The sequence below is a fragment of the Microbacterium candidum genome (assembly GCF_030315975.1).
Taxonomy (GTDB): Bacteria; Actinomycetota; Actinomycetes; order Actinomycetales; family Microbacteriaceae; genus Microbacterium; species Microbacterium candidum.
This window is the reverse complement of the sequence record NZ_JASXSZ010000001.1, coordinates 335,212-356,246: the sequence shown is the minus strand read 5'-3', so window position 1 is coordinate 356,246 and position 21,035 is coordinate 335,212. Positions and strand designations below refer to the sequence as shown.

General features: G+C 67.2%; 17 protein-coding genes and 2 tRNA genes. 4 read left to right on the top strand and 15 right to left on the bottom strand.

The features are described from left to right. Window positions 1-10 precede the first annotated feature (10 nt). Both QSV35_RS01755 and QSV35_RS01750 read left to right on the top strand, forming a co-directional pair. Window positions 11-1,963, top strand: coding sequence for a neutral/alkaline non-lysosomal ceramidase N-terminal domain-containing protein (locus tag QSV35_RS01755; RefSeq protein WP_286286091.1), 1,953 nt, complete (start codon window positions 11-13; stop codon window positions 1,961-1,963). 30 nt (window positions 1,964-1,993) lie between these two features. Next, on the top strand, window positions 1,994-3,244 hold the full coding sequence (locus QSV35_RS01750; protein ID WP_286286088.1) for an MFS transporter: 1,251 nt from the start codon (window positions 1,994-1,996) through the stop codon (window positions 3,242-3,244). A gap of 74 nt (window positions 3,245-3,318) precedes the next feature. On the opposite strand, the gene QSV35_RS01745 is transcribed toward QSV35_RS01750, so the two are convergent. The 5 genes from QSV35_RS01745 to QSV35_RS01725 form a co-directional block, all read right to left on the bottom strand. Beyond that, window positions 3,319-4,188 carry an ABC transporter ATP-binding protein gene (locus tag QSV35_RS01745; protein WP_286286086.1) on the bottom strand — a complete coding sequence of 290 codons (870 nt, stop codon included), beginning with the start codon at window positions 4,186-4,188 and terminating at the stop codon, window positions 3,319-3,321. Continuing rightward, window positions 4,185-5,009: an ABC transporter ATP-binding protein gene (locus QSV35_RS01740; protein ID WP_286286084.1), complete on the bottom strand. Its 825-nt coding sequence runs from the start codon at window positions 5,007-5,009 to the stop codon at window positions 4,185-4,187. Before QSV35_RS01740 ends, QSV35_RS01745 begins: the two co-directional genes overlap by 4 nt. Then, complete coding sequence (locus QSV35_RS01735) at window positions 5,006-5,890, bottom strand: ABC transporter permease (protein WP_286286082.1); 885 nt, start codon at window positions 5,888-5,890, stop codon at window positions 5,006-5,008. The genes QSV35_RS01740 and QSV35_RS01735 overlap by 4 nt, the downstream gene beginning before the upstream one ends. Before the next feature lie 17 nt (window positions 5,891-5,907). After that, entirely contained in the window at window positions 5,908-6,975 is a 1,068-nt protein-coding gene (locus tag QSV35_RS01730; RefSeq protein ID WP_286286080.1) for an ABC transporter permease, read from the bottom strand. A 63-nt stretch (window positions 6,976-7,038) separates the two neighbouring features. Next, the gene (locus QSV35_RS01725; protein ID WP_286286078.1) at window positions 7,039-8,625 is read right to left on the bottom strand and encodes an ABC transporter substrate-binding protein; all 1,587 of its coding nucleotides are present in this window, start codon (window positions 8,623-8,625) and stop codon (window positions 7,039-7,041) included. Window positions 8,626-8,760: 135 nt separating this feature from the next. Here QSV35_RS01725 and QSV35_RS01720 point away from each other — a divergent pair, with 135 nt between their 5' ends. Next, window positions 8,761-9,336 (top strand): Lrp/AsnC family transcriptional regulator, encoded by a 576-nt coding sequence (locus tag QSV35_RS01720; RefSeq protein WP_286286076.1) that lies wholly within the window; start codon window positions 8,761-8,763, stop codon window positions 9,334-9,336. A gap of 1 nt (window position 9,337) precedes the next feature. Here QSV35_RS01720 and QSV35_RS01715 read toward each other — a convergent pair whose 3' ends face one another. The 3 genes from QSV35_RS01715 to QSV35_RS01705 all read right to left on the bottom strand — a co-directional run bounded on the left by QSV35_RS01715 (window position 9,338) and on the right by QSV35_RS01705 (window position 9,897). Continuing rightward, window positions 9,338-9,679 (bottom strand): avidin-fold protein, encoded by a 342-nt coding sequence (locus QSV35_RS01715; RefSeq protein WP_286286073.1) that lies wholly within the window; start codon window positions 9,677-9,679, stop codon window positions 9,338-9,340. A 57-nt stretch (window positions 9,680-9,736) separates the two neighbouring features. After that, window positions 9,737-9,809, bottom strand: a tRNA-Ala gene (locus QSV35_RS01710). A 14-nt stretch (window positions 9,810-9,823) separates the two neighbouring features. Continuing rightward, window positions 9,824-9,897, bottom strand: a tRNA-Ile gene (locus tag QSV35_RS01705). Between the two features lie 134 nt (window positions 9,898-10,031). Here QSV35_RS01705 and QSV35_RS01700 point away from each other — a divergent pair. Then, complete coding sequence (locus QSV35_RS01700) at window positions 10,032-10,784, top strand: VIT1/CCC1 transporter family protein (RefSeq protein WP_286286070.1); 753 nt, start codon at window positions 10,032-10,034, stop codon at window positions 10,782-10,784. 67 nt (window positions 10,785-10,851) lie between these two features. Here QSV35_RS01700 and QSV35_RS01695 read toward each other — a convergent pair whose 3' ends face one another. The 7 genes from QSV35_RS01695 to dnaA form a co-directional block, all read right to left on the bottom strand. After that, window positions 10,852-11,256 carry a DUF3566 domain-containing protein gene (locus QSV35_RS01695; RefSeq protein WP_286286066.1) on the bottom strand — a complete coding sequence of 135 codons (405 nt, stop codon included), beginning with the start codon at window positions 11,254-11,256 and terminating at the stop codon, window positions 10,852-10,854. Then, window positions 11,253-13,868: a DNA gyrase subunit A gene (gene gyrA, locus QSV35_RS01690; RefSeq protein WP_286286063.1), complete on the bottom strand. Its 2,616-nt coding sequence runs from the start codon at window positions 13,866-13,868 to the stop codon at window positions 11,253-11,255. The genes QSV35_RS01695 and gyrA overlap by 4 nt, the downstream gene beginning before the upstream one ends. Before the next feature lie 55 nt (window positions 13,869-13,923). Next, window positions 13,924-15,966: a DNA topoisomerase (ATP-hydrolyzing) subunit B gene (gene gyrB, locus QSV35_RS01685; protein ID WP_286286061.1), complete on the bottom strand. Its 2,043-nt coding sequence runs from the start codon at window positions 15,964-15,966 to the stop codon at window positions 13,924-13,926. A gap of 123 nt (window positions 15,967-16,089) precedes the next feature. Then, the gene (locus QSV35_RS01680) at window positions 16,090-16,578 is read right to left on the bottom strand and encodes a DciA family protein (RefSeq protein ID WP_286286060.1); all 489 of its coding nucleotides are present in this window, start codon (window positions 16,576-16,578) and stop codon (window positions 16,090-16,092) included. Further along, window positions 16,571-17,728, bottom strand: coding sequence for a DNA replication/repair protein RecF (gene recF, locus QSV35_RS01675; RefSeq protein ID WP_286286057.1), 1,158 nt, complete (start codon window positions 17,726-17,728; stop codon window positions 16,571-16,573). The genes QSV35_RS01680 and recF overlap by 8 nt, the downstream gene beginning before the upstream one ends. A gap of 74 nt (window positions 17,729-17,802) precedes the next feature. Then, the gene (gene dnaN / locus QSV35_RS01670; RefSeq protein ID WP_286286055.1) at window positions 17,803-18,951 is read right to left on the bottom strand and encodes a DNA polymerase III subunit beta; all 1,149 of its coding nucleotides are present in this window, start codon (window positions 18,949-18,951) and stop codon (window positions 17,803-17,805) included. Window positions 18,952-19,426: 475 nt separating this feature from the next. Next, window positions 19,427-20,836: a chromosomal replication initiator protein DnaA gene (gene dnaA / locus QSV35_RS01665; RefSeq protein ID WP_286286053.1), complete on the bottom strand. Its 1,410-nt coding sequence runs from the start codon at window positions 20,834-20,836 to the stop codon at window positions 19,427-19,429. Window positions 20,837-21,035: the final 199 nt, after the last annotated feature.

Here is a 21,035-nt window from a genome sequence, read left to right as displayed (position 1 = left end):
GGGGGCGACGATGCCTGCGGAACTGGTTGATTCGACGGATGCCTGCGAGGGCGGAGGATTCCTTGCGGGGCGGGGAATCGGAGACATCACCGGCCAGCCGGCGGGGTGCGGGATGCAGGGATACGCCAAAGCCGCGCAGCGCACGACGGGCATCCACCTGCGACAACGGGCCCGCGCATTCGTCATCGCGTCCGGTGGGAGCCGAGTGCTCCTCGTGGTCTGCGACCTCTGCGAGATCACCGACGTGCTTCGCGATGAGGTCATCCGCCGGCTCGGCGCCGTGTACGGCGAGACCTACTCGACCCACAACGTGTGCATCACGGCGACGCACACGCATGCAGGCCCCGCGGGCTACGGGCGGGAGATGGCGTTCTTCTCGAACTCCGGCGGGATGCTCGAACAGAACCACCAGGCTGTCGTCGACGGCATCGTCCTCGCCGCGCGGGCCGCGCACGACGATCTCGCGCCGTCGGAGCTCGCGCTCGCGCACGGCGAGCTTCATGACGCGAGCACCAACCGTTCACTCGCCTCCTGGCTGCGCAATCCCGACGACGAGCGGGAGGTCTTCCGTGGCGCCGTGAATCCGCAGACCACGGTGCTGACCATCAAGCGCGATGGCGACTTGGTCGGCGCCGTCAACTGGTTCGCGACGCACGGCACCAGCATGACGAATCGCAACACCCTCATCAGCGGCGACAACAAGGGCTACGCGGCGTATCACTGGGAGCGCGCGGTCGCGGGCGTCGACTATCTCTCCGGACGTCCCGGCCTCGTTGCGGCGTTCGCGCAGACCGATGCCGGAGACATGTCTCCGAATCTGAATCACGCACCGGGGAGCGGACCGACCGCCGACGAGTTCGAGAACACTCGACAGATCGGCCTGCGCCAGTATGAGGCGGCCGCAGCGCTCGTCGACGGCGCCGAGCGCCTCACAGGTGGAGTCGATGCGCGCACGATCTCGGTGCGCTTGTCCGACGTCACCGTCTCACCGGAGTACACGGGCGACGGGCGATCGCATCGCACGCTGGGTGCGATCCCCGGTGCAGCCGAGTTCGCCGGGACGGACGAGGGACCGGGCTTCGCCGGGTTCTCCCAGGACCGCAACCGGTTCCCCGAACTCTGGTCCGCGATCGCCTACAGACTGTGGCCCCGGCTCCGTGATGCGCAGGCGCCGAAGTCGCTGATGATGCCGGCCTGGCTCGTTCGCAGACTCGGCCTCGTACCGCACGTGGTCCCCATCCAGCTCATCCGCATCGGGAGTCTCTACCTCGTCTGCTTGCCCTGCGAACCCACCATCACCGCGGGACTGCGGATCCGTCGCGTGGTGGCAGAGATCGTCGGCGCGGACCTGAACGACGTCCTGGCTGCCGGATACTCCAATGAGGACGCCGGCTACCTCACGACTCCCGAGGAGTACGGACAGCAACGATACGAAGGCGGCGCCACCTTCTTCGGCCGCTGGCAGCTCCCCGTCTATCAGGAAGCCGTCGCACGCCTCGCCACCCAGATGCGTGACGGCATCCCGCTGGATCGGACTCCGTCTCCCGCGCGTGCGCGTGTGACGGGCAAGCGGACGACGCCGAAGCCGGACCGCGCCATCCCGGGGCACGCCCTCGGTGACGTGCTGGCGGCTCCCGCCGCGCAGCACGACCGCGGGTCCACCGTCACTGCTGTCTTCCTCGGCGCACACCCCAACAACCGACTCCGCAACGGCGGCACCCACCTCGAGGTGCAGCGCGCGGAAGGCACCGGCTGGAGGACGATCGCCGATGACGGCGACTGGTCGACCACTTTCCGCTGGGAGCCGCTCGGCGCCGGTGCCTCCCGCATCACGCTCACCTGGACGATCCCCGCCGACGCCGTACCCGGCAGATACCGACTCCGCTATCTGGGCGATGCGGTGGATGCCGGAGGTAGGCGTCGCGGACTCGATCGTGCAACCGATCCCTTTGACGTTCGCTGAGATCCGTCACCGCAAAGGAGCGCAATCCGGATGACCACCACCCAGACGACCCCGTCAGCCTTGGCGGAACCCGATGTCGACGTCAGACCGAGCTGGATCGGCATGCTGTGCCTCGCCAACATCGGCCTGTGGATGGCGTCGATCAGCCCCGCCCAGCTGCTGCTGCCCGCGCAGCTCGATCACATCGCCCCCGCCGACAAGGTCGGCGCACTCGCGCTGATCTCCTCGCTCGGGTACTTGATCACCATCGTCATCACCCCCCTCACCGGCCTCGCCTCCGACGTGACGACGTCCCGGTGGGGCAGGCGCCGTCCGTGGATTCTGGCGGGGACGGTGATCGGCGCGGCCTTTCTCGTGCTCCTCGGCGCCCAGACCACCGTGGCCGGTGTGCTCGTCTGCTGGGTGTCAGCGCAAGCGGGCTTCAGCCTCGTCGCGGCCGCCATCGCCGCGAGTATCCCCGACCTCGTCCCGCGCCGCCAGCGCGGCGTCGTCTCCGCGTGGGCAGGATTCCCCCAACCCCTCGGCGCGCTCCTCGGCGTCGCCCTGGTCGCACTCGTGTTCACGACGACGTTCGCCGGCTACGCCGCCGTCGCGATCCTCGGAGCGGCGCTGACCCTGCCGTTCGTCTTCTTCACCCGCGAGATCCGGCTCCTGCCCGGCGAGCGAGATCGGCCGACCGTGGTCGACTTCCTCCGCTCGTTCTGGGTGAATCCGATCGCCCACCCCGACTTCGGATGGGCGTGGATCTGCCGGTTCCTCATGCAGCTGGGCACCACCGTGCCCATCGTTTACCTGTATTTCATCGTGCAGGACACCCTCCACATCGAAGACCCGAGCACCGAAGTGCTCGTCCTCATCGCGCTGTCCACCCTCGGCGCGACCGTCTGCTGCCTCGTCGCGGGCTATCTCTCCGACCGTCTTCGCCGTCGCAAGCCGTTCGTCTGGAGCAGCTGCGTCCTGCTCGCCGTCGGCACCGTCACGCTCGCCCTCGTACCCACCTGGGCAGGAATGATGATCGGCGTGCTGATCTTCGGATGCGGTCTCGGCGCCTACCTCGCCGTCGACTACGCGCTCGTCACCGAGGTCCTTCCCGAGGCCGGCGAGCGCGGCAAGGATCTGGGCGTGATGTACGTCGCGAACACCCTCCCGCAAGTGCTCGCCCCACTCCTCGGCGGCGTCATCGTCGGCATGCTCGGCGGTTACAGTGCGCTGCTCATCCTCTCCGGGCTCATCACCGTGGGCGGCGCGCTGGCCGTGCTGCCGATCCGCGCTGTGCGCTGAGGCGGCGAGGTGGCCACCGCCGGCTCACGCCGCGACCGCACCCCACCGCTGATCGGGAGTTCTGTCGTGCCGCGTCAGCGGGTGCGCCCGTGGGCCTCCTCGATGTGGCTCGTCCAGGAGGCGGGCGCCTCGGAGGCCGGTGCCGCAGGCAGCGCGCCTTCGCCGTCCGGATGCGGGATGGCCGCGAGCAGCGCTTCGGTATAAGGGTGCACCGGGTGGTCCCAGACCACCTGGGTCGACCCCGACTCCACGATCCGCCCGCGGTACATGACCGCCACCCGATCGGCCATCAGCCGCACGACGGAGAGGTCGTGGGAGATGAACAGCATCGCCGCACCCGAGGCGATGCAGAGCTCTCGCATCATCCCCGCCACAGACGCCTGGGCGGATGCATCCAGCGCCGAGATCGGCTCGTCGGCGACGATGAGATCGGGGCGTGCGGCGAGCGCGCGGGCGATCGCGACGCGCTGGCGCTGTCCGCCGGAGAGCTGATACGGATACCGGTTCTCGAGCGCGGGTGACAGGCCGACGGCCGACAGCCAGTGCGAAGGCGTCTCCGTGTCCAGACCGCGCAGGCGCGCCGCACGCGATCCGTCGGCGATCAGCTGGGCGACCCGACGGCGCGGATTGAGGGACGAGTTCGGGTCTTGGAAGACCATCTGGATGGCGGTGAGCTCCTTCGGCCTCGCGTGGAAGCTCAGCGGCTTCACCGGCATCCCGCGGTAGAGCACCGTGCCGGAGTGGGGTCGTTCCATGCCGATCACCGCACGCGCCGTCGACGACTTGCCGCACCCGCTCTCGCCGACGAGCGCGAGCACTTCGCCGGCCGCGATCTCGAGAGAGATGCCGTCGACGGCGCGGAATGCCGTACGGCCCCCGTATTCGACGACGAGGTCGTCGACACGAAGGACGGGGCGGGCGGTCTCTGAAGCGAAGTCGCTCACGTGTCATCCCCCTCGGGTGCGTCGACGAGTGACTCCTGCGCGTCGGGCATCGCATCCAGCAGCTCGCGCGTGTACGGATGCTGCGGATCCGTGAAGATCTGGCGTCGACTGCCGGTCTCCACGATCCGTCCGCCGCGCATCACCGCGACGTCATCGGCGATGGCGCTCATCACGCCGAGATCGTGCGTCACCAGCAGAACGGCGAGACTCTTCTCTGTGGCCAGATCGCGGAGGAGATGGAGGATCCCGGCCTGGACCGTGACATCCAGCGCCGTCGTCGGCTCATCGGCCAGCAGCACCTCCGGCTCGCACGCGAGAGCGATCGCGATCGCGATGCGCTGCCTCTGACCGCCGGAGAACTGGTGCGGATACTTGCCGAGCGCCTCCTGCGGAGACGGCACGCGGACCAGCTCCAGCAGTTCCACCGCCCGTGCCCGGGCCTGCGCCTTCGAGAGCGGAAGGTGTGCGCGCATCCCGTCGGTCAGCTGCGAGCCGACGGTGATCTGGGGATGCAGGCTCGCGGACGGGTCTTGGAAGACCATGCCGATGCGGCGCCCGCGGATCTTCCGGTACGCCTTGTTTCGCATGCCGACGAGCTCCGTGTCGTCGCCGAGCCGGATGGAGCCGGTCGCGACTCCGCCCGCGGGCAGGAGCCCGAGGATCGCCATGGCTGTCATGCTCTTGCCGGACCCCGACTCGCCGGCCAGGCCCTGGATCCTCCCGGCGGCGAGGTCGAGATCGATGCCCTTCACGACCTCCGCACGGTTGCGCTTGTCGTTCCCGAGGAGGACATGGAGGTCCCGGATCTGCAGCGCGGTCATGCGACACGCTCCAGAGACGTGGGGATCTCGGCTTCGCGCTCGCGCGCGGCCAACGGGTCGAGCGCGTCGCGGAGCGAGTCGCCGATGAAGTTGAAGGCGAGGACGACCGTCAGGATGGCGAGGCCGGGGAACGCCCCGAGCCACCACGCCGTGGTGTTCTGCATGGCCGACGAGATCATCGCGCCCCACTCCGGCGTCGGCGGCTGTGCGCCGAGACCGAGGAAAGAGAGTCCCGACAACAGCAGGATCGCCGTGCCGATGTCGAGCGACGCGAGCACGAGCACCGGGCCGGCGATGTTCGGCAGGACGTCCCGCCGCAGCGACCGGAACGGCGACGATCCCAGGAGTCGACCGGCGACGACGTAGTTCTGGGTGCGCAGCCCGAGCACCAGGGAGCGGGTGATGCGGGCGTACGGGGGCCACGCGACGATGATTCCCGCGATGACCGCGTTCAGGATGGACGGGCCGAGGGATGCCGCGATCACCATCGCGAGAATCACGGTGGGGAACGCCATCACCATGTCCGTGATGCGCATGAGCACCTCGTCGACCGCGGCGCCGAAGTAGCCGGCCGCGGCCCCGATGATGGTGCCGATGATCATGGCGCACACGACGAGCGCGAGGGCGAGCGGGATGGTGGTCTGTGCGCCGTAGAGCAGACGGGAGAAGACATCGCGGCCGTTCCCGTCCGTCCCCATGATCGCCTCCGCGCTGGGCGGGGCGAGTCGCGGCAGATCCTGGGCGAGCGGATCGTGAGGAGCGATCCACGGTGCCAGCAGGGCGACGATGATCCATCCGATCGCGATGACCGCGCCGATCACGGCGAGCGGCGTGCGCCACGCGGCGGGGATGAAGCGCCGCTTCTTCTTCACGTCGGGCATGCCCGGAGTCAGGAGTCTCATGACAGTCGCACCCTGGGGTCGAGGACGCCGTACAGGATGTCGACGATGAGGTTGATCACGACGAAGATGATCCCGACGACGAGACCGACACCGGTGACGGCGAGGAGGTCGAGATTCTTCGACGCGTTGTACGCATACGTCCCGAGTCCTGGCCACGCGAAGACGGCCTCGACGAGGACGGTTCCCGAGAGGAGGCTGCCGAAGGCGATGCCGACGAGCGTGAGGATCGGAAGCGCAGCGCCGCGCAGCACGTAGCCGACGACGACGCGGCGCGTCGGCAGTCCCTTCGCCCGGGCGGCGCGTGCGTAGTCCATGTCGAGCACCTCGAGGACGGATGTCCGGACGAAGCGGGTGAGCGTCGCGATCGTGAACAGGCTCAGCACGAGAACGGGCAGTGCGAGGTGGCTCGTGGCGTCGAAGAACCCGACGGGGTCGCCGTTGAGCATGTAGTCGATCGTGTAGAACCCGGTGATGTGCGGAGGGGGATTGATCGTCGGAGAGATCCGTCCGGACCCGCTGACCCAGTGCAGGTTCATGAAGAAGAGCTGGTAGCAGAGGATCGCCATCCAGAACGTCGGGACGCTCAGTCCGATGAGCGTGACGACGCGCACCACCTGGTCGCCGACCTTGCCGCGTCGGTACGCGGCGAACGTGCCGAGGACGATCGCGACGGCGAGGCTGATGATGATCGCGTAGAACGCGACCTCGCCGGTGGCGGGGACTGCCTTGGCGAGATCGCTCGAGATCGGCTGACCGGTGGTCATCGACGTGCCGAGATCTCCGCGCAGCAGATTCCCGACGTATTTGAGAAACCGGATCGGGACGGGCTCGTCCAGTCCGTACTTCTGACGGAACGCGTTCACCGTGGCCTGATTGGACGAGGCGCCCTCGCCGAGAGCCGCGCGGACAGGGTCGCCCGGGACGATCACCGTGAGCGAGAACGTGACCAGGACGATCCCGAACAAGAGGATGACGCTCGTGATCAGGCGGCGGCTGAGGAATCGCCGCAGCTGGTGCTGCGACTGTACCGTCTTCCGTGTGGCGATGGCCTGTGTCTCCGTCACGTGCACGCTTTCCTATGGGAGAAGGAAGCGGTGGGACCGGATGCTCCGGCCCCACCGCGTCGATCAGCTCGCCGGCTGCAGCGTCCGGAGATCGAGGGTCCAGGTCACGTTGTACTGGAGACCCGAGACCTTCTTGTCGCTCGCGAGGTTGCTGCCGGGCACGATCAGCGGGACGAACGGGCCGCTCTGCTGCATCGCCTGGGCGTAGTCGCCGAACGCCGTGTTCCGCGCATCCACCGTCGTCGCGTTCTGCGCCTTCGTGACGAGATCGGCGATCGACGGGCTCGCGGTCGTCGGCCACCCGGCGCGGAGGCCGACCTTCTGGCCCGGACCGAACGGCAGGAACGAGGACGAGTCGGCGTAGTCCGGACCCCAGTACCAGAGCGAGAAGGCTTCCTTCGCGTGGACGTATGGGTCGACCTCGGTCGCGAACGGCGCGGGTGCGAGGGTCACGTTGATGCCGACGGCCTTGAGCTGCTCCTGCACGCGCTCGGCGACGGGGGTGAACTCGACACCGCCGACCGGGTTGTCGTTCGGGAACTGGAGCTTGACGTCCTCTCCGTTGTAGCCGGAGTCCTTGAGCGCCGCCTTGGCCTTCTCCAGATCCTGCTTGACGCCCTCCTTGTTGGCTCCGGGGAACATCGGCGGGATGACGCCGGTGGCCTGGACCGAGCCCGCACCGGCGAGTTCGAGCAGCTTCGGGTAGTCGAGCGCGTAGCGGACGGCCTCGGCGAACTTGGGGCTCGCCGTCACGCCGCCTACGGCCTTGTCCTGATTGATGAGGAGGAACAGCGTCTCCGCCGACGGCACCGACTTGACGACGTATCCGTCGCCGAGCGTCTTGACCTGGTCGCCGGAGAGGTCCACGGCGACGTTCGAGTCGCCGCCCTTGAGGTTCGTGAGCTGCGTCGACGACTGGCTGATGTTGCGGACGACGATCTTGTCGTACGCCGGCTTGTCCGTCCCGTTGTACTTCGGGTTCTTCACCATGACCACCTGCGTGGTCAGGTCGAGCGACTGCAGGTTGTACGGACCGGAACCCGCGGAGTTCGCGTCCAGCCACGACTTCGCGGCGTCGGAGTTGTCGGTCGTGCCGCCGTGCTCCTTGACGATCTTCGAGTTGAGGATCGCGAGGGAGGGGTTCGTCATGATCGCCGGCAGCTGCAGCGAGGGGGTCGCCGTGGTCAGCTTGACCGTCTTGTCGTCGACCTTCGAGACCGTGATCCCGGTCATGAGGAAGTTGGCCTTCGAATCCGTGATGCCGGCGACCCGATCCAGCGAGAACACGACGTCATCGGCGGTGACGGGCGTCCCGTCCGAGAACGTGCGGCCGTCCTGCAGCTTGAAGGTGAACTCGGTGGCATCCGAGTTCTGCGTCATCGTCGCGAGATCCGGCTTGGGCGTCGACGAGTCCGAACCCTGGAAGGTGAGCAGGGTGTCGTACACGGCGTGCAGCACCATGTTCCCGGTCGGGACGTAGTTGCGACCCGGGTCGCCGGTCTCCAGTGAGAACGCGGTGTCGACGACGAGCGTGCCGCCCTTGGCGGAACCGCTGGAGTTGTTCGACGAGTTGCCGCCGGAACAGCCGGCGAGTGCGACGGCGGCGACAGCGGCCAGTGCGACCGCGGCAAGGCGAAGTCTGCGAGTCACGGGCTCCCCTCCTCTTCGTTGAGTTTTGGACAGGTCGGAAGATCGGATCCTGTTTTGCGGCACTATATCCGAAAGAGCGCCGGTGATTCGACTTCCCGATTGTCACAAGTGCGTTACTCCGGCAATATGTCCAGCATGATTGAAGCGGAACCCGGTTCGTCTGGACGATCAGCGCCCGCGATCGATGAAATCGCGTACGACATCCTCCGGACCCTTCGGCAGAACGGGCGCGTCTCGATCGCCGCGCTCGCCCAGGAGGTCGGCATCTCGCGCGCGAGTGCGTACTCGCGTGTCGAGGCGCTCACGCGTGCAGGAATCATCACCGGCTTCACCGCCGAGGTGGACATGGCGAAGCTCGGACTCGGGGTGAGTGCGCTCGTGTTCTGCACGATCCAGCCGCAGCGCTGGACGTCGTTCCTCGCCGCCGTGAGCGATCTTCCCGACCTCGAGTCGGTGCGGATCATGACGGGCGAACACGACGTCATGCTCACCGTGCGCAGCATCGACATGGAGTCCATGCAGTCGCTCGCGATCGGAACGATCGCAGCGCTTCCCGAGGTCACGAAGATGGAGACGGTGATCGTGCTCGGTGAGGTCTTCCGCCGACCCTACGTCCTGCCCGGCGACATCCCGCCGCGTGAGCGGTTCTCCGTCGACAAGGGACTCATGCGCTTCACGCGCACCGATCAGAATCGCGACAAGCGGGTGTGACTCACAGCTGAGCCGTGACGCTGACGTGCGGCACGCCGTCGATGACGAAGTCTTCGACCAGCATCATCCTGCCGTCGTCCGCGTGCTCGACCCGGCTCACAGCATCCCCGCGCACGACGGATCCGTCGTCGACGAGGGCGTGCGCGAACGAGATCCGCACTTCCGCCTCGACGACCTCGCCCACGAACCGGCCCTCGGTCACGGTGTCGCCGGTGTACTCGCCCCAGACGAGCCGCCCGCTCTGGTGGTAGTCGAAGGTCGTCGGAGCCGCTTCGTCCACGGCGCTCGCCGTCGAGGAGACCATGGCGAATCGGAGACCGTCGAGTGAAAGGGTGGAAGGCATGAGGAAGAGTATGGACCCGTGCGCATACGATCGCGCAATCGGCGGGTGGGGTGAATGTGGAGCCTAGGAGATTCGAACTCCTGACATCCTGCTTGCAAAGCAGGCGCTCTACCAACTGAGCTAAGGCCCCGGGATTGTGTTCTGTGGGGGTACCAGGACTTGAACCTGGGACCTCTTCATTATCAGTGAAGCGCTCTAACCGCCTGAGCTATACCCCCGTATCAGGCCCGTTCGCACGCGCCGTCAACCTGCAAGACTTTACCGGAATCCAGGCGATTTCAGAAATCGAGGGCCGCTGAGCACAGCCTTTCCTTCGTGGACGCGCGATCCCGAGGGTGGTTGACTCTCGCACATGACGACGGATGATGCGATCCACTCCGGTGAGGCGCACGGCGGGGGTGTGGGCCAACGGTTGAATTGGCTTCGCGCCGGCGTGCTCGGAGCGAACGACGGCATCGTTTCCGTCGCATCCATCGTGGTCGGCGTCGCGGGTGCGACCGCGGCCACGGGGGCCCTGCTGACCGCGGGTCTCGCCGGTCTCGTCGGCGGTGCCGTGTCGATGGCGCTCGGCGAGTACGTGTCGGTCTCCAGCCAGCGCGACAGCGAACGCGCGCTCATCGAGAAGGAGCGGCGCGAGCTCGAGGAGATGCCCGATGAGGAGCTCGAGGAGCTGACGCAGCTGTACCGTGACCGCGGACTGACGGACGCGACCGCCCGGCAGGTGGCAGTGGAGCTGACGGCGCACGACGCGCTCGCCGCCCATCTCGAGACCGAGCTGCACATCGACCAGAACGATCTCGTGAGTCCCTGGCACGCGACTTTCGCGTCCGCGATCGCATTCACGATCGGCGGCATCCTCCCGCTGCTCGCGATCCTGCTCCCGCCTCCCGAATGGCGCGTCCCGGTGACCTTCATCGCGGTCCTCATCGCGCTCGCGCTCACCGGTACCATTTCCGCGTGGCTCGGCGGGTCGTCGCCGGCACGCGCTGTCATCCGTCTCGTCATCGGCGGGGCGCTCGCGCTGTTCGCGACCTGGATCATCGGCACTCTGCTCGGACAGAGCGGTGTGGTCGCCGCCGCACTCCGAGCCGCCGGCATCGGCTGACGCCCCAGACGACTCGGATACGACTGAGGCCCGGACTCCGTGGAGTCCGGGCCTCAGTCGATGAATGTCAGTTGGACGTGAAGCCGACGAGCAGGCCGCCCGTGATCTTCACGGCGAGGTTGTAGATGCCCGCGACGACGGCGCCCATCACCGTGATGACGACGAGGTCGAGGATCGCGACGATCGAGCCGAACGCCATGACCTGCGGCAAGCCGACGAACTGAGACAGCGTGACGCTACCGTCCGAGAAGCTCTTGAAGAAGTCGTCCATCTTGCCGATGAGGCCGGTGCCCTGGAGGACGAGGTAGAGCAGGAAGTACATGACGATCGTGGCGATGGCCACGGCGACGGCGGCGAGGAAGCAGAGCTTCACTGCCGACCAGAAGTCGATGTAGACCAGACGCAGGCGGACCTGCTTCGCGTTCGTCGCGGTGCTGGACTTCCTCGCGAGCTTGTCCGCTACTGTGCTCATGCCTCAGTACTACCTTCCGGGGTCTCGGTCGACGCATCCGCCGCGCCCTCGTCGGAGTCCGCGTCTGCGGCCTCCTCTTCGGCGAGCGCTCGCTCGCCGTTCCGGGCGATGGCGAGGATGCGGTCATTGTCATCGGGCCGGGCGAACACGACTCCCATCGTGTCGCGACCCTTGGCAGGCACCTCGGCCACGGCAGAGCGTACCACCTTGCCGCTGGCAAGAACCACCAAGACCTCGTCGTCCTCGGAGACCATCAGACCCCCCGCGAGATCGCCCCGCTCGTCGTTCAGCTTGGCCACCTTGATGCCCAGACCGCCTCGGTTCTGCATGCGGTATTCGCTCACCGCGGTGCGCTTCGCGTACCCGCCCTCAGTGACGACGAACACGTATCCGTCGGCCTGCGCGACCGACGCCGACAGCAGGCTGTCGCCGGCGCGGAAGTCCATGCCCTTCACGCCGGACGTCGAGCGGCCCATAGGCCGGAGAGCGGAATCCGTCGCGGAGAACCGCAGCGACATGCCGTGCCGGCTGATGAGGAGGATGTCGTCGCCCTCGTCGACGAGCAGGGCGCTGACGACCTCGTCGTCGGACCCTGTCTCGACATCCTCGCCCTCTTCAGACGCCTGGCCGCGCAGCTTGATGGCGATGATGCCGCCCTGGCGGTTCGTGTCGTACTCGGTCAGACGCGTCTTCTTGACGAGACCGCTGCGGGTCGCGAGCACGAGGTAGGTCGCGACGGAGTAGTCGCGGATGTCGAGGATCTGGGCGATCTCCTCATCCGGCTGCAGCGCGAGGAGGTTCGCGACGTGCTGGCCCTTGGCGTCGCGCCCGGCCTCCGGCACTTCGTACGCCTTGGTGCGGTAGACCCGTCCCTTGTTCGTGAAGAAGAGCAGCCAGTGGTGCGTCGTCGTCACGAAGAAGTGCTCCACGACGTCGTCGGCACGCAGCTGCGCGCCCTTGACGCCCTTTCCGCCGCGATGCTGCGAGCGGTAGTTGTCGCTGCGGGTGCGTTTGATGTACCCGTCGCGTGTGACGGAGACGACCATCTCCTCCTCGGCGATGAGGTCTTCGACCGAGACGTCTCCGCCGAACCCGTGGAGGATGTGGGTGCGCCGCTCGTCGCCGAAGCGCTCGACGATGGCGGTGAGCTCCTCGCGGATGATGCCGCGCTGGCGCGCGGGGTCGGCGATGATCTCCTTGTAGTCGATGATCTTCGCGGCGAGCTCAGTGGCCTCGTCGATGATCTTCTGACGCTCGAGCGCCGCGAGGCGGCGCAGCTGCATGTCGAGGATCGCCTGTGCCTGATCGTCGTCGATGTCGAGCAGCGTCTTCAGACCCTCGCGCGCCTCCTCGACCGTCGGCGAGCGGCGGATGAGGGCGATGACCTCGTCGAGCGCGTCGAGCGCCTTGAGGTAGCCCTCGAGGATGTGCATGCGCGCTTCGGCCTTGCGCAGGCGGAACTGCGTGCGGCGGACGATGACGTCGATCTGGTGGTCGAGCCAGTGGGTGATGAAGCCGTCGAGCGCGAGGGTTCGCGGCACGCCGTCGACGATCGCGAGCATGTTCGCGCCGAAGTTGTCCTGCAGCTGCGTGTGCTTGTACAGGTTGTTCAGCACGACCTTCGCGACGGCGTCGCGCTTGAGCACCACGACGAGGCGCTGACCGGTGCGATCGCTCGTCTCGTCGCGGATGTCGGCGATACCGGTGATCCGGCCTTCGCGGACGAGGTCGCCGATCTTGACGGCCAGGTTGTCGGGGTTCACCTGGTACGGCAGCTCGGTGATCACAAGGCACGTCCGGCCCTGCAGCTCCTCGACATCCACGACCGCGCGCATCGTGATCGAGCCGCGGCCGGTCCGGTACGCCTCCTGGATCCCCTTCGTCCCCAGGATCTGCGCCCCGGTCGGGAAGTCCGGCCCCGGAACGCGCTGGATGAGACCCTCCAGCAACTCCTCGCGGGGGAGGTCGGGGTTGTCCATCGCCCATAGCGCCGCCTCCGACACCTCACGGAGGTTGTGGGGCGGGATGTTCGTCGCCATGCCGACCGCGATGCCGATCGATCCGTTGACGAGGAGGTTCGGGAAGCGCGCCGGGAGGACGTCGGGCTCCAGCGTCTGGCCGTCGTAGTTCGGGGAGAAGTCGACGGTGTCCTCTTCGATGTCCCGCACCATCTCCAGCGCGAGAGGAGCCATCTTCGTCTCGGTGTATCGCGGCGCCGCCGCGCCCATGTTGCCGGGCGAGCCGAAGTTGCCCTGGCCGAGTGCCAGCGGATAGCGCAGCGACCACGGCTGCACGAGCCGGACGAGGGTGTCGTAGATCGCGGTGTCGCCGTGCGGGTGGTACTGACCCATGACTTCGCCGACGACGCGCGCGCACTTGGAGAACGACTTGTCGGGACGGAAGCCGCCGTCGTACATGCCGTAGATCACGCGGCGGTGCACGGGCTTGAGCCCGTCGCGCACGTCCGGAAGCGCGCGGCCGACGATGACGGCCATCGCGTAATCCAGGTACGAGCGCTGCATCTCCTCCTGCAGGTCGACCTGATCGATCTTGCCGTGGTTGTGCTCGTCGCCGGCGCCTGTGCCGGAGTCCGTCGGGGGAACGTCAGTCATGTGTCTCTCTCAGTGCCATCTCGTCTCGCTTCGCTCGCTCATCGACCCGCGCGGGTCAGATGTCGAGGAAGCGGACGTCCTTCGCGTTGCGCTGGATGAAGTTGCGGCGGGACTCGACGTCCTCTCCCATCAGCACGCTGAAGATCTCGTCGGCCGCGGCCGCATCCTCGATCGTGATCTGCCGGAGCGTCCGCGTGGTGTGGTCCATCGTGGTCTCCCACAGCTCTTTGGCGTTCATCTCGCCGAGACCCTTGTAGCGCTGGATGCCTGCATCCTTCGGGATGCGCTTGCCGTTCGCGAGACCGTCCTGCAGGAGGGCGTCGCGCTCCGCATCCGAATACACGTACTCGTGCGCCGCGTTCGTCCACTTGAGGCGGTACAGCGGCGGCATCGCGAGGAAGACGAATCCCGCCTCGATGAGTCCGCGCATGTAACGGAAGAGGAGGGTCAGCAGCAGCGTCGTGATGTGCTGGCCGTCGACGTCCGCATCCGCCATCAGCACGATCTTGTGGTAGCGCGCCTTGCCGAGATCGAAGTCCTCGCCGATGCCCGTACCGAAGGCCTGGATCATGGCCTGGACTTCCTTGTTCGCGAGCGCCTTGTCCAGGCGCGCGCGCTCGACGTTCAGGATCTTGCCGCGCAGCGCAAGGATCGCCTGCGTGTGCGGGTCGCGACCCTGCACCGCCGAGCCGCCGGCGGAGTCACCCTCGACGAGGAAGATCTCCGAGATCGACGGGTCCTTGCTCGTGCAGTCCTTCAGCTTGTCCGGCATCGCAGCGGACTCGAACACGCTCTTGCGGCGGGCGGTCTCGCGCGCCTTGCGGGCGGCCATGCGGGCGGTCGCCGCATCGATCGCCTTCTTGATGACGTTCCTCGCCTGCGCCGGGTTGCGGTCGAACCAGTCGCCGAGCTGGTCGCCCACGACCTTCTGGGTGAACGCCTTCGCCTCGGTGTTGCCGAGCTTCGTCTTGGTCTGGCCCTCGAACTGCGGCTCGCCCAGCTTGATCGAGATGACGGCGGTGAGTCCCTCGCGCACGTCGTCTCCGGAGAGGTTGTCGTCCTTCTCCTTGAGCAGGTTGTTGGCGCGCGCGTAGCGGTTCACCAGCGTCGTGAGCGCCGCACGGAAGCCTTCTTCGTGCGTGCCGCCCTCGTGGGTGTTGATGGTGTTCGCGTAGGTGAAGACGTTCTCGGTGTAGCCCGTCGTCCACTGCATCGCGACTTCGAGCGAGATCTTGCGCTCGGTGTCTTCCGACTCGAAGGCGATGACCTCGTCGTTGACGACCTCGGCGCGGCGCGCGTGGTTCAGGTACTCGACGTAGTCGACGAGCCCGCGCTCGTAGAGGAACACGTCTTCGCGCTGGCGCGTCGTGACGACGCCGTCGATCTCCTGCTCGACGACCGCGGAGGCGCGCTCATCGTGCAGTTCGATGCGCAGCCCCTTGTTGAGGAACGCCATCTGCTGGAAGCGCGTGCGCAGCGTGTCGTAGTCGAAGTCGACGGTCTCGGTGAAGATCGCCGGGTCCGGCCAGAAGGTGATCGTCGTGCCGGTCTCGTCCGTCGGCTCGCCGCGCTCGAGCTGCTGCTGCGGGCGCCCGCCGTCGGCGAAGCTGTGCCGCCAGACGTATCCCTGCCGCTTGATCTCCACCTCGAACCGGGTCGAGAGCGCGTTGACGACGGACGAGCCGACGCCGTGCAGACCGCCGGAGACCGCATACCCGCCGCCGCCGAACTTCCCGCCCGCGTGCAGGATCGTCAGCACGACCTCGACGGTCGACTTCGACGGGTCGGATGAGTGCGGGTCGACCGGGATGCCGCGGCCGAAGTCGACGACCCGGATGCCGCCGTCGGCGAGGATCGTGACGATGATGGCATCGTTCGCGCCGGCGAGGGCCTCGTCGACCGAGTTGTCGACGATCTCGTACACGAGGTGGTGGAGGCCGCGCGGACCGGTGGACCCGATGTACATGCCCGGACGCTTGCGGACGGCCTCGAGCCCCTCGAGCACCTGGATGGCGTCTGCCCCGTAATCGCTCCGAGGGGTGGGGGGCTGTGCGGGAGTCTGCTCCTCGGGGACGTTCTCGGGGATGTCTGACGTCATAGGTTTCGCGCTCTCCGATTCGTCCGGCCGCTGAACTTACATCCTACCGTGCCGGAGACCCCCTATGGAGGCGGAAACGCCCTCTGACGCGCTGAAATCCGCGTGAACGACTGCCGAGACCGATCACCCGTAGGTATCGCGCGGACCGCGGCCCTGAACGGCTCTCGTGCCCCATTTCCAGGAGGGGACGTCCGGCCCCAGGAACCGGAGGTTATCCACACCCGCATCCGGGAAGCGCCGCAGGATCTCGGTGAGCACGTGCGCCCGGATCAGCTGAAGCTGCTTCGCCCACGCGGTCGAGTCGCACTTCACGGTGAGCGTGCCGTCCGTGAGGTCGACGGGATGCGTGTGCCGCGCCGTCTCGGCTCCAGCGACTTCATCCCAGCGACGGACGAGGTCTTCACGCGCGAGATGAGGATTCCACCCGGAGTCGCGCGTCAGCGCGCCGAGCACTTCGTCGATGCCCCGCGGATCGCGGCCGGGCATGAAGGGCTGCGCATCTTCGTCGACCTGGCGCCGCGCGCGGCGCTTGCGCCTGGCCGTCGGCTCCAAGCCGCGGAGGCGCAGATAGGTGGCGATGGTCTCCGGGACGTCGGGTTCCGGATCACTCATCGTCGATCCCCACGATCGTGCCCGCCTCGATGCGGATGACACGACCCCGCAGATTCGCCGGCACGTCCTGCTCGACGGCGGCGGTCACGATCACCTGCTCGAAGCCGACCGCGATGGCGGCCAGCCGCGTCCGCCGATCGGCATCCAGTTCGGCGAAGACGTCGTCCAGGATGAGGACCGGGTCGCCCAGAAGGGATTCCGCCCGCAAGAGCTCAGCGGATGCCAGGCGCAGGGCGAGCGCCATCGACCACGACTCGCCATGGGATGCGTACCCCTTGACGGGGAGCCCGCGGACTCTCAGCAGGAGGTCGTCGCGATGCGGTCCGACGAGCGTGATCCCGCGGTCGAGCTCGGCCGACCGACGCGTGCCGAGCGCTGCGCGGAACAGCTCCGCGGTCCCGGCATCCGCTGTGGTCTGCGCATCCGTCGGCTCGTCGTCTTCGGGGTCCGCGCCGCGCACGGACAGCACCCACTCGAGCTGCGCACCGTGGTCCGCGCCGGCGATCACGGTGTAGGCGTCGGCAAGGGGCTGGGCCAGATCCGCGGCGAGCGAGGCACGCGCGTCGATGACCTGCGTGCCGAGCGAGACGAGCTTGTCGTCCCACACCTCGAGCGTCGACAGCGCGTCTCCCTTGATGCCGCGCGCGCGGGCCGACTTCAACAGAGCGTTGCGCTGTCGCAGGACGCGGTCGTAGTCGGCGAGAACGGCCGACATACGCGGCGATCGCTGCACGAGGAGCTGATCCATGAACCGGCGGCGGGCCGAGGGGTCGCCGCGGACGATCTGAAGGTCTTCGGGCGCGAAGAGCACCACCTGCGCATAGCGCGGGAGCTCGGCCGGTCGCACATTCGCTCCGTTGACCCGCGCCTTGTTCGATCCCTGACGGTTGATCTGCACCTCGAGGCCGATGTGGCGCTCGCCATGAGCGAGGCGAGTGCGCACGATCGCGGCATCCGCCCCGTCGCGGACCATCGGCGCATCAGTGGACACCCGGTGCGACCCGACGGTCGCGAAGTAGGCGACCGCCTCGGCGAGATTCGTCTTGCCCTGACCGTTGCGGCCGACGAAGACCTGAGGACCGGGACCGAGCGACACGTCGGCGGCCGCATAGTTGCGGAAGTCGACGAGACTCACATGCTCCACGATCACCGAGTCAGCCTAATTCGAGTCGCGGACATCGCCGCGGGATGGATGCTGCTGCCGGGTCTGCGTCGCCGCGCGGCTCAGCGCAGGAGGAGATTCGGCTGCAGGAGGTACTTGAAGGAGTCCTCGCCGCCCTTGTCGACAGACGTCTGCGGGGTGATGAGGACGGGGCTCAGCTTGTTCTGGTTCTCGCTCGAGGTGAACGTGATGCGGGTGAACTCGCTGCGCACGGCGCCGAGGGCCTCGAGCAGATACTGCGGGTTGAGGCCCAGCGTGACATCCTCGCCCGTGAGCGTCGCGTCGACGGACTCGGATGCGCGCGCCTGCTCGGTGCCGGAGGCATCCATCGACACGCCTTCGTTGGTGAAGGTGAATCGCAGGGGCGCGGAGCGGTCGAGCACGAGCGACACACGTCGCACCGCCTCGATGAGGTCGGCGGTGTTGACGACGGCGTGGTGGTCGGTCTGCTCGGGGAACAGCCGGCGGACCGGCGGGAAGTTGCCCTTGATCAGAAGAGAGGTGACCGTCTTGTCGCCTGCGGTGAAGGCGATGATCTCGCGGTCGCCTGTTCCGGAGAACGCGATGGAGATGTCGCCGCCGTGCGCGAACGTCTTGCCGACCTCGGTGAGGGTGCGCGCGGGAACGAGTGCGGTGGTGGTCTCGTCGGCGGCGGCGCCTCCGTCCCACGGGATCTGGCGGAGCGCGACGCGGTAGCGGTCTGTCGCGACGAGGCTGAGGTGGGTTCCGCTGACCTCGAGCTGCACGCCGGTGAGGACAGGCGTCACATCGTCGCGCGACGCGGCGAAGGCGACCTGCGCGATGGCGGTGCCGAAGTCTTCCGCCGGGACGAGCCCGGACTCGCCGGAGACCTCCGGGATCGCCGGGTACTCCTGGACCGGCATGGCCGCGAGGGTGAAGCGGGCGGATCCGCACGTGAGCAGGATGCCGCCGTCCTCGTCGACCGCGATCTGGATCGGCGCATTCGGGAGCTTGCTCGCGATGTCCGCGAGGAGTCGCCCGTGGACGAGGATCGTGCCGGGTTCGTCGACAGTGGCCTCGATGGTCGTGCGCGCGGACGCCTCGTAGTCGAACGCGGAGAGCGACAGGCCGGCATCGCCGGCCTCGATCAGCACCCCCGCGAGGATCGGCTGCGGGTTGCGCTGAGGCAGGAGCTTCACCACGAACGACACGGCTTCGCTGAACACATCGCGATTGACGTGGAACTTCACGGGACGCTCCCTCGACATCTGACTGGGCCTCCCATGCTAGTGCCCGCGCCGAGTCGGTTCGGAAGTTCTTGTCATTGCGGCGCCGGTCGCACCCGAGGTCATCGGGGAGCCCTTCATAGATCTATCTCTGTCATGTTGTTAACAGTTGTGGAAACTGTGGATAAGTCCGTGGATAGTAGACGGCTCATGGGAACTACATGGATGTGAGTTGTGGAAGACATGCGGAATCATGCGGGTATCCGGCCGACGGCATCTCGGATGCGTCCGACACTTGTCCACAGCCGGGGGCCATCTGCTCACAGTGTTAAGACCTCGAATCCGAGTTATCCACAAGTTATCCACACTGTGCAGAACACAGATGCTGGCGTGGCGGAGCGGGCCTGTCAAGCGGCGATGATGTATGCGCGGGCGCGCATAGGCGCGCGGAAGAGACGGCCTCAGCCGTCGTCCCGCGCAGAGGTGCGGAAGCGCGCGCTCAGCGGCGGCCGAGCTGCGTGGTGATCTCCGTCACCTGGTTGTAGATCGAGCGGCGCTCCTTCATGAGGTCGCTGATCTTCTTGTACGCGTACATGACGGTCGTGTGGTCGCGATTGCCGAAGAGCTGACCGATCTTCGGCAGCGACAGGCTCGTGCGTTCGCGGCACAGATACATGGCGATCTGCCGCGCTGTGGCGACGGCCTGCGACCGGCTCGAACCGTAGAGGTCATCGACGGTGAGCTTGAAGTAGTTGGCGGTCGCCGTGATGATGTCGGTCGGCGAGATGACGTTGGCGTCGTCCTGGTCGACGATGTCGCGCAGCACGGTCTGGGCGAGGGAGATGTCGAGCGTCGAGCGGTTGAGGCTCGCGAAGGCCGAGACCCGGATGAGGGCGCCCTCGAGCTCGCGGATGTTGGACGAGACGACCGTCGCGATGTACTCGAGGACCTCGTCGGGGATCTGCAGGCGCTCGCTCTGCGCCTTCTTGCGCAGGATCGCGATGCGGGTCTCGAGGTCGGGGGCCTGCACGTCGGTGATGAGGCCCCACTCGAAGCGGCTGCGCATCCGGTCCTCGAAGCCGGTGAGATGCTTCGGCGGCACGTCGCTCGTGATGACGACCTGTTTGTCGTGATCGTGCAGCTGGTTGAACGTGTGGAAGAAGGCTTCCTGCGTCTCGGCCCGGCCCTGGAGGAACTGGATGTCGTCGATCAGGAGGATATCGACGTCGCGATAGCGGGCCTGGAAGGCGGAGCCGCGGTTGTTCGCGATCGAGTTGATGAAGTCGTTCGTGAACTCCTCGCTCGAGACGTATCGGACGCGGATGCCCGTGTAGAGGTTCTGCGCGTAGTCGCCGATCGCGTGGAGGAGGTGTGTCTTGCCGAGGCCCGAGTCGCCGTAGATGAAGAGCGGGTTGTACGCCTTCGCCGGCGCTTCCGCGACCGCGACGGCCGCTGCGTGCGCGAAGCGGTTGGACTGCCCGATGACGAAGCTGTCGAACGTGTACTTCGGGTTGAGACGGGTGTCGCTGCGCGGCGGCGTCTGATCGACGGGCTCCGCGGCCATCGGGCGGGTCAGAGAAGGCTCGATGGTGGGCGTCAGGGATGCGGCGGGCGCACCGGGGGCGGGGCTGTCCGTGATGTCGGGGTTGACCACGACACGGAACGTGCTCACGGGCGGGTGGGCATCGACGTGCTCGAGCGCCTCGAGGATGGGGGCGCGCATCCTCTTGTTGATCTGCGCCGCCGTCAGGTCGTTCGGGACGTCGAGATACAGCGTCCCGCCCATGACCCCCTGCGGCACCGCAAGGTTCAGGAATCCGTGCAGCTGAGGGGTGATCCGATCGTCATCGATCAGGACGTCGAGGACCGCCGTCCATACCGGAACGTCCGGAATCTCCTGCGGTGTCATTGCCCCCCCGGGTCTCAAGTGGATGACGGCCTTCTGGGGTGCCGCGAACCTGTGGATAACTGCCCGTGCAACGCTAGTCAGAGGCACGTCGCAGAGCAAACTCCACTGTAGAACCGGGCAGCGTGTCCCTGCCAGGGGTTGCCCACAGGTTGTGGATAATGGCGCGCGGCGCGCGCTCGGTTTGAGTTCTCAAGCCTGC

Coding starts and splice junctions, on each gene's coding strand:
- QSV35_RS01755 (WP_286286091.1), top strand. CDS start 11: ATGCCTGCGGAACTGGTTGATTCGACGGATGCCTGCGAGGGCGGAGGA.
- QSV35_RS01750 (WP_286286088.1), top strand. CDS start 1,994: ATGACCACCACCCAGACGACCCCGTCAGCCTTGGCGGAACCCGATGTC.
- QSV35_RS01740 (WP_286286084.1), bottom strand. CDS start 5,009: ATGACCGCGCTGCAGATCCGGGACCTCCATGTCCTCCTCGGGAACGAC.
- QSV35_RS01735 (WP_286286082.1), bottom strand. CDS start 5,890: ATGCCCGACGTGAAGAAGAAGCGGCGCTTCATCCCCGCCGCGTGGCGC.
- QSV35_RS01720 (WP_286286076.1), top strand. CDS start 8,761: ATGATTGAAGCGGAACCCGGTTCGTCTGGACGATCAGCGCCCGCGATC.
- QSV35_RS01715 (WP_286286073.1), bottom strand. CDS start 9,679: ATGCCTTCCACCCTTTCACTCGACGGTCTCCGATTCGCCATGGTCTCC.
- QSV35_RS01700 (WP_286286070.1), top strand. CDS start 10,032: ATGACGACGGATGATGCGATCCACTCCGGTGAGGCGCACGGCGGGGGT.
- QSV35_RS01695 (WP_286286066.1), bottom strand. CDS start 11,256: ATGAGCACAGTAGCGGACAAGCTCGCGAGGAAGTCCAGCACCGCGACG.
- gyrA (WP_286286063.1), bottom strand. CDS start 13,868: ATGACTGACGTTCCCCCGACGGACTCCGGCACAGGCGCCGGCGACGAG.
- gyrB (WP_286286061.1), bottom strand. CDS start 15,966: ATGACGTCAGACATCCCCGAGAACGTCCCCGAGGAGCAGACTCCCGCA.
- QSV35_RS01680 (WP_286286060.1), bottom strand. CDS start 16,578: ATGAGTGATCCGGAACCCGACGTCCCGGAGACCATCGCCACCTATCTG.
- dnaA (WP_286286053.1), bottom strand. CDS start 20,836: ATGACACCGCAGGAGATTCCGGACGTTCCGGTATGGACGGCGGTCCTC.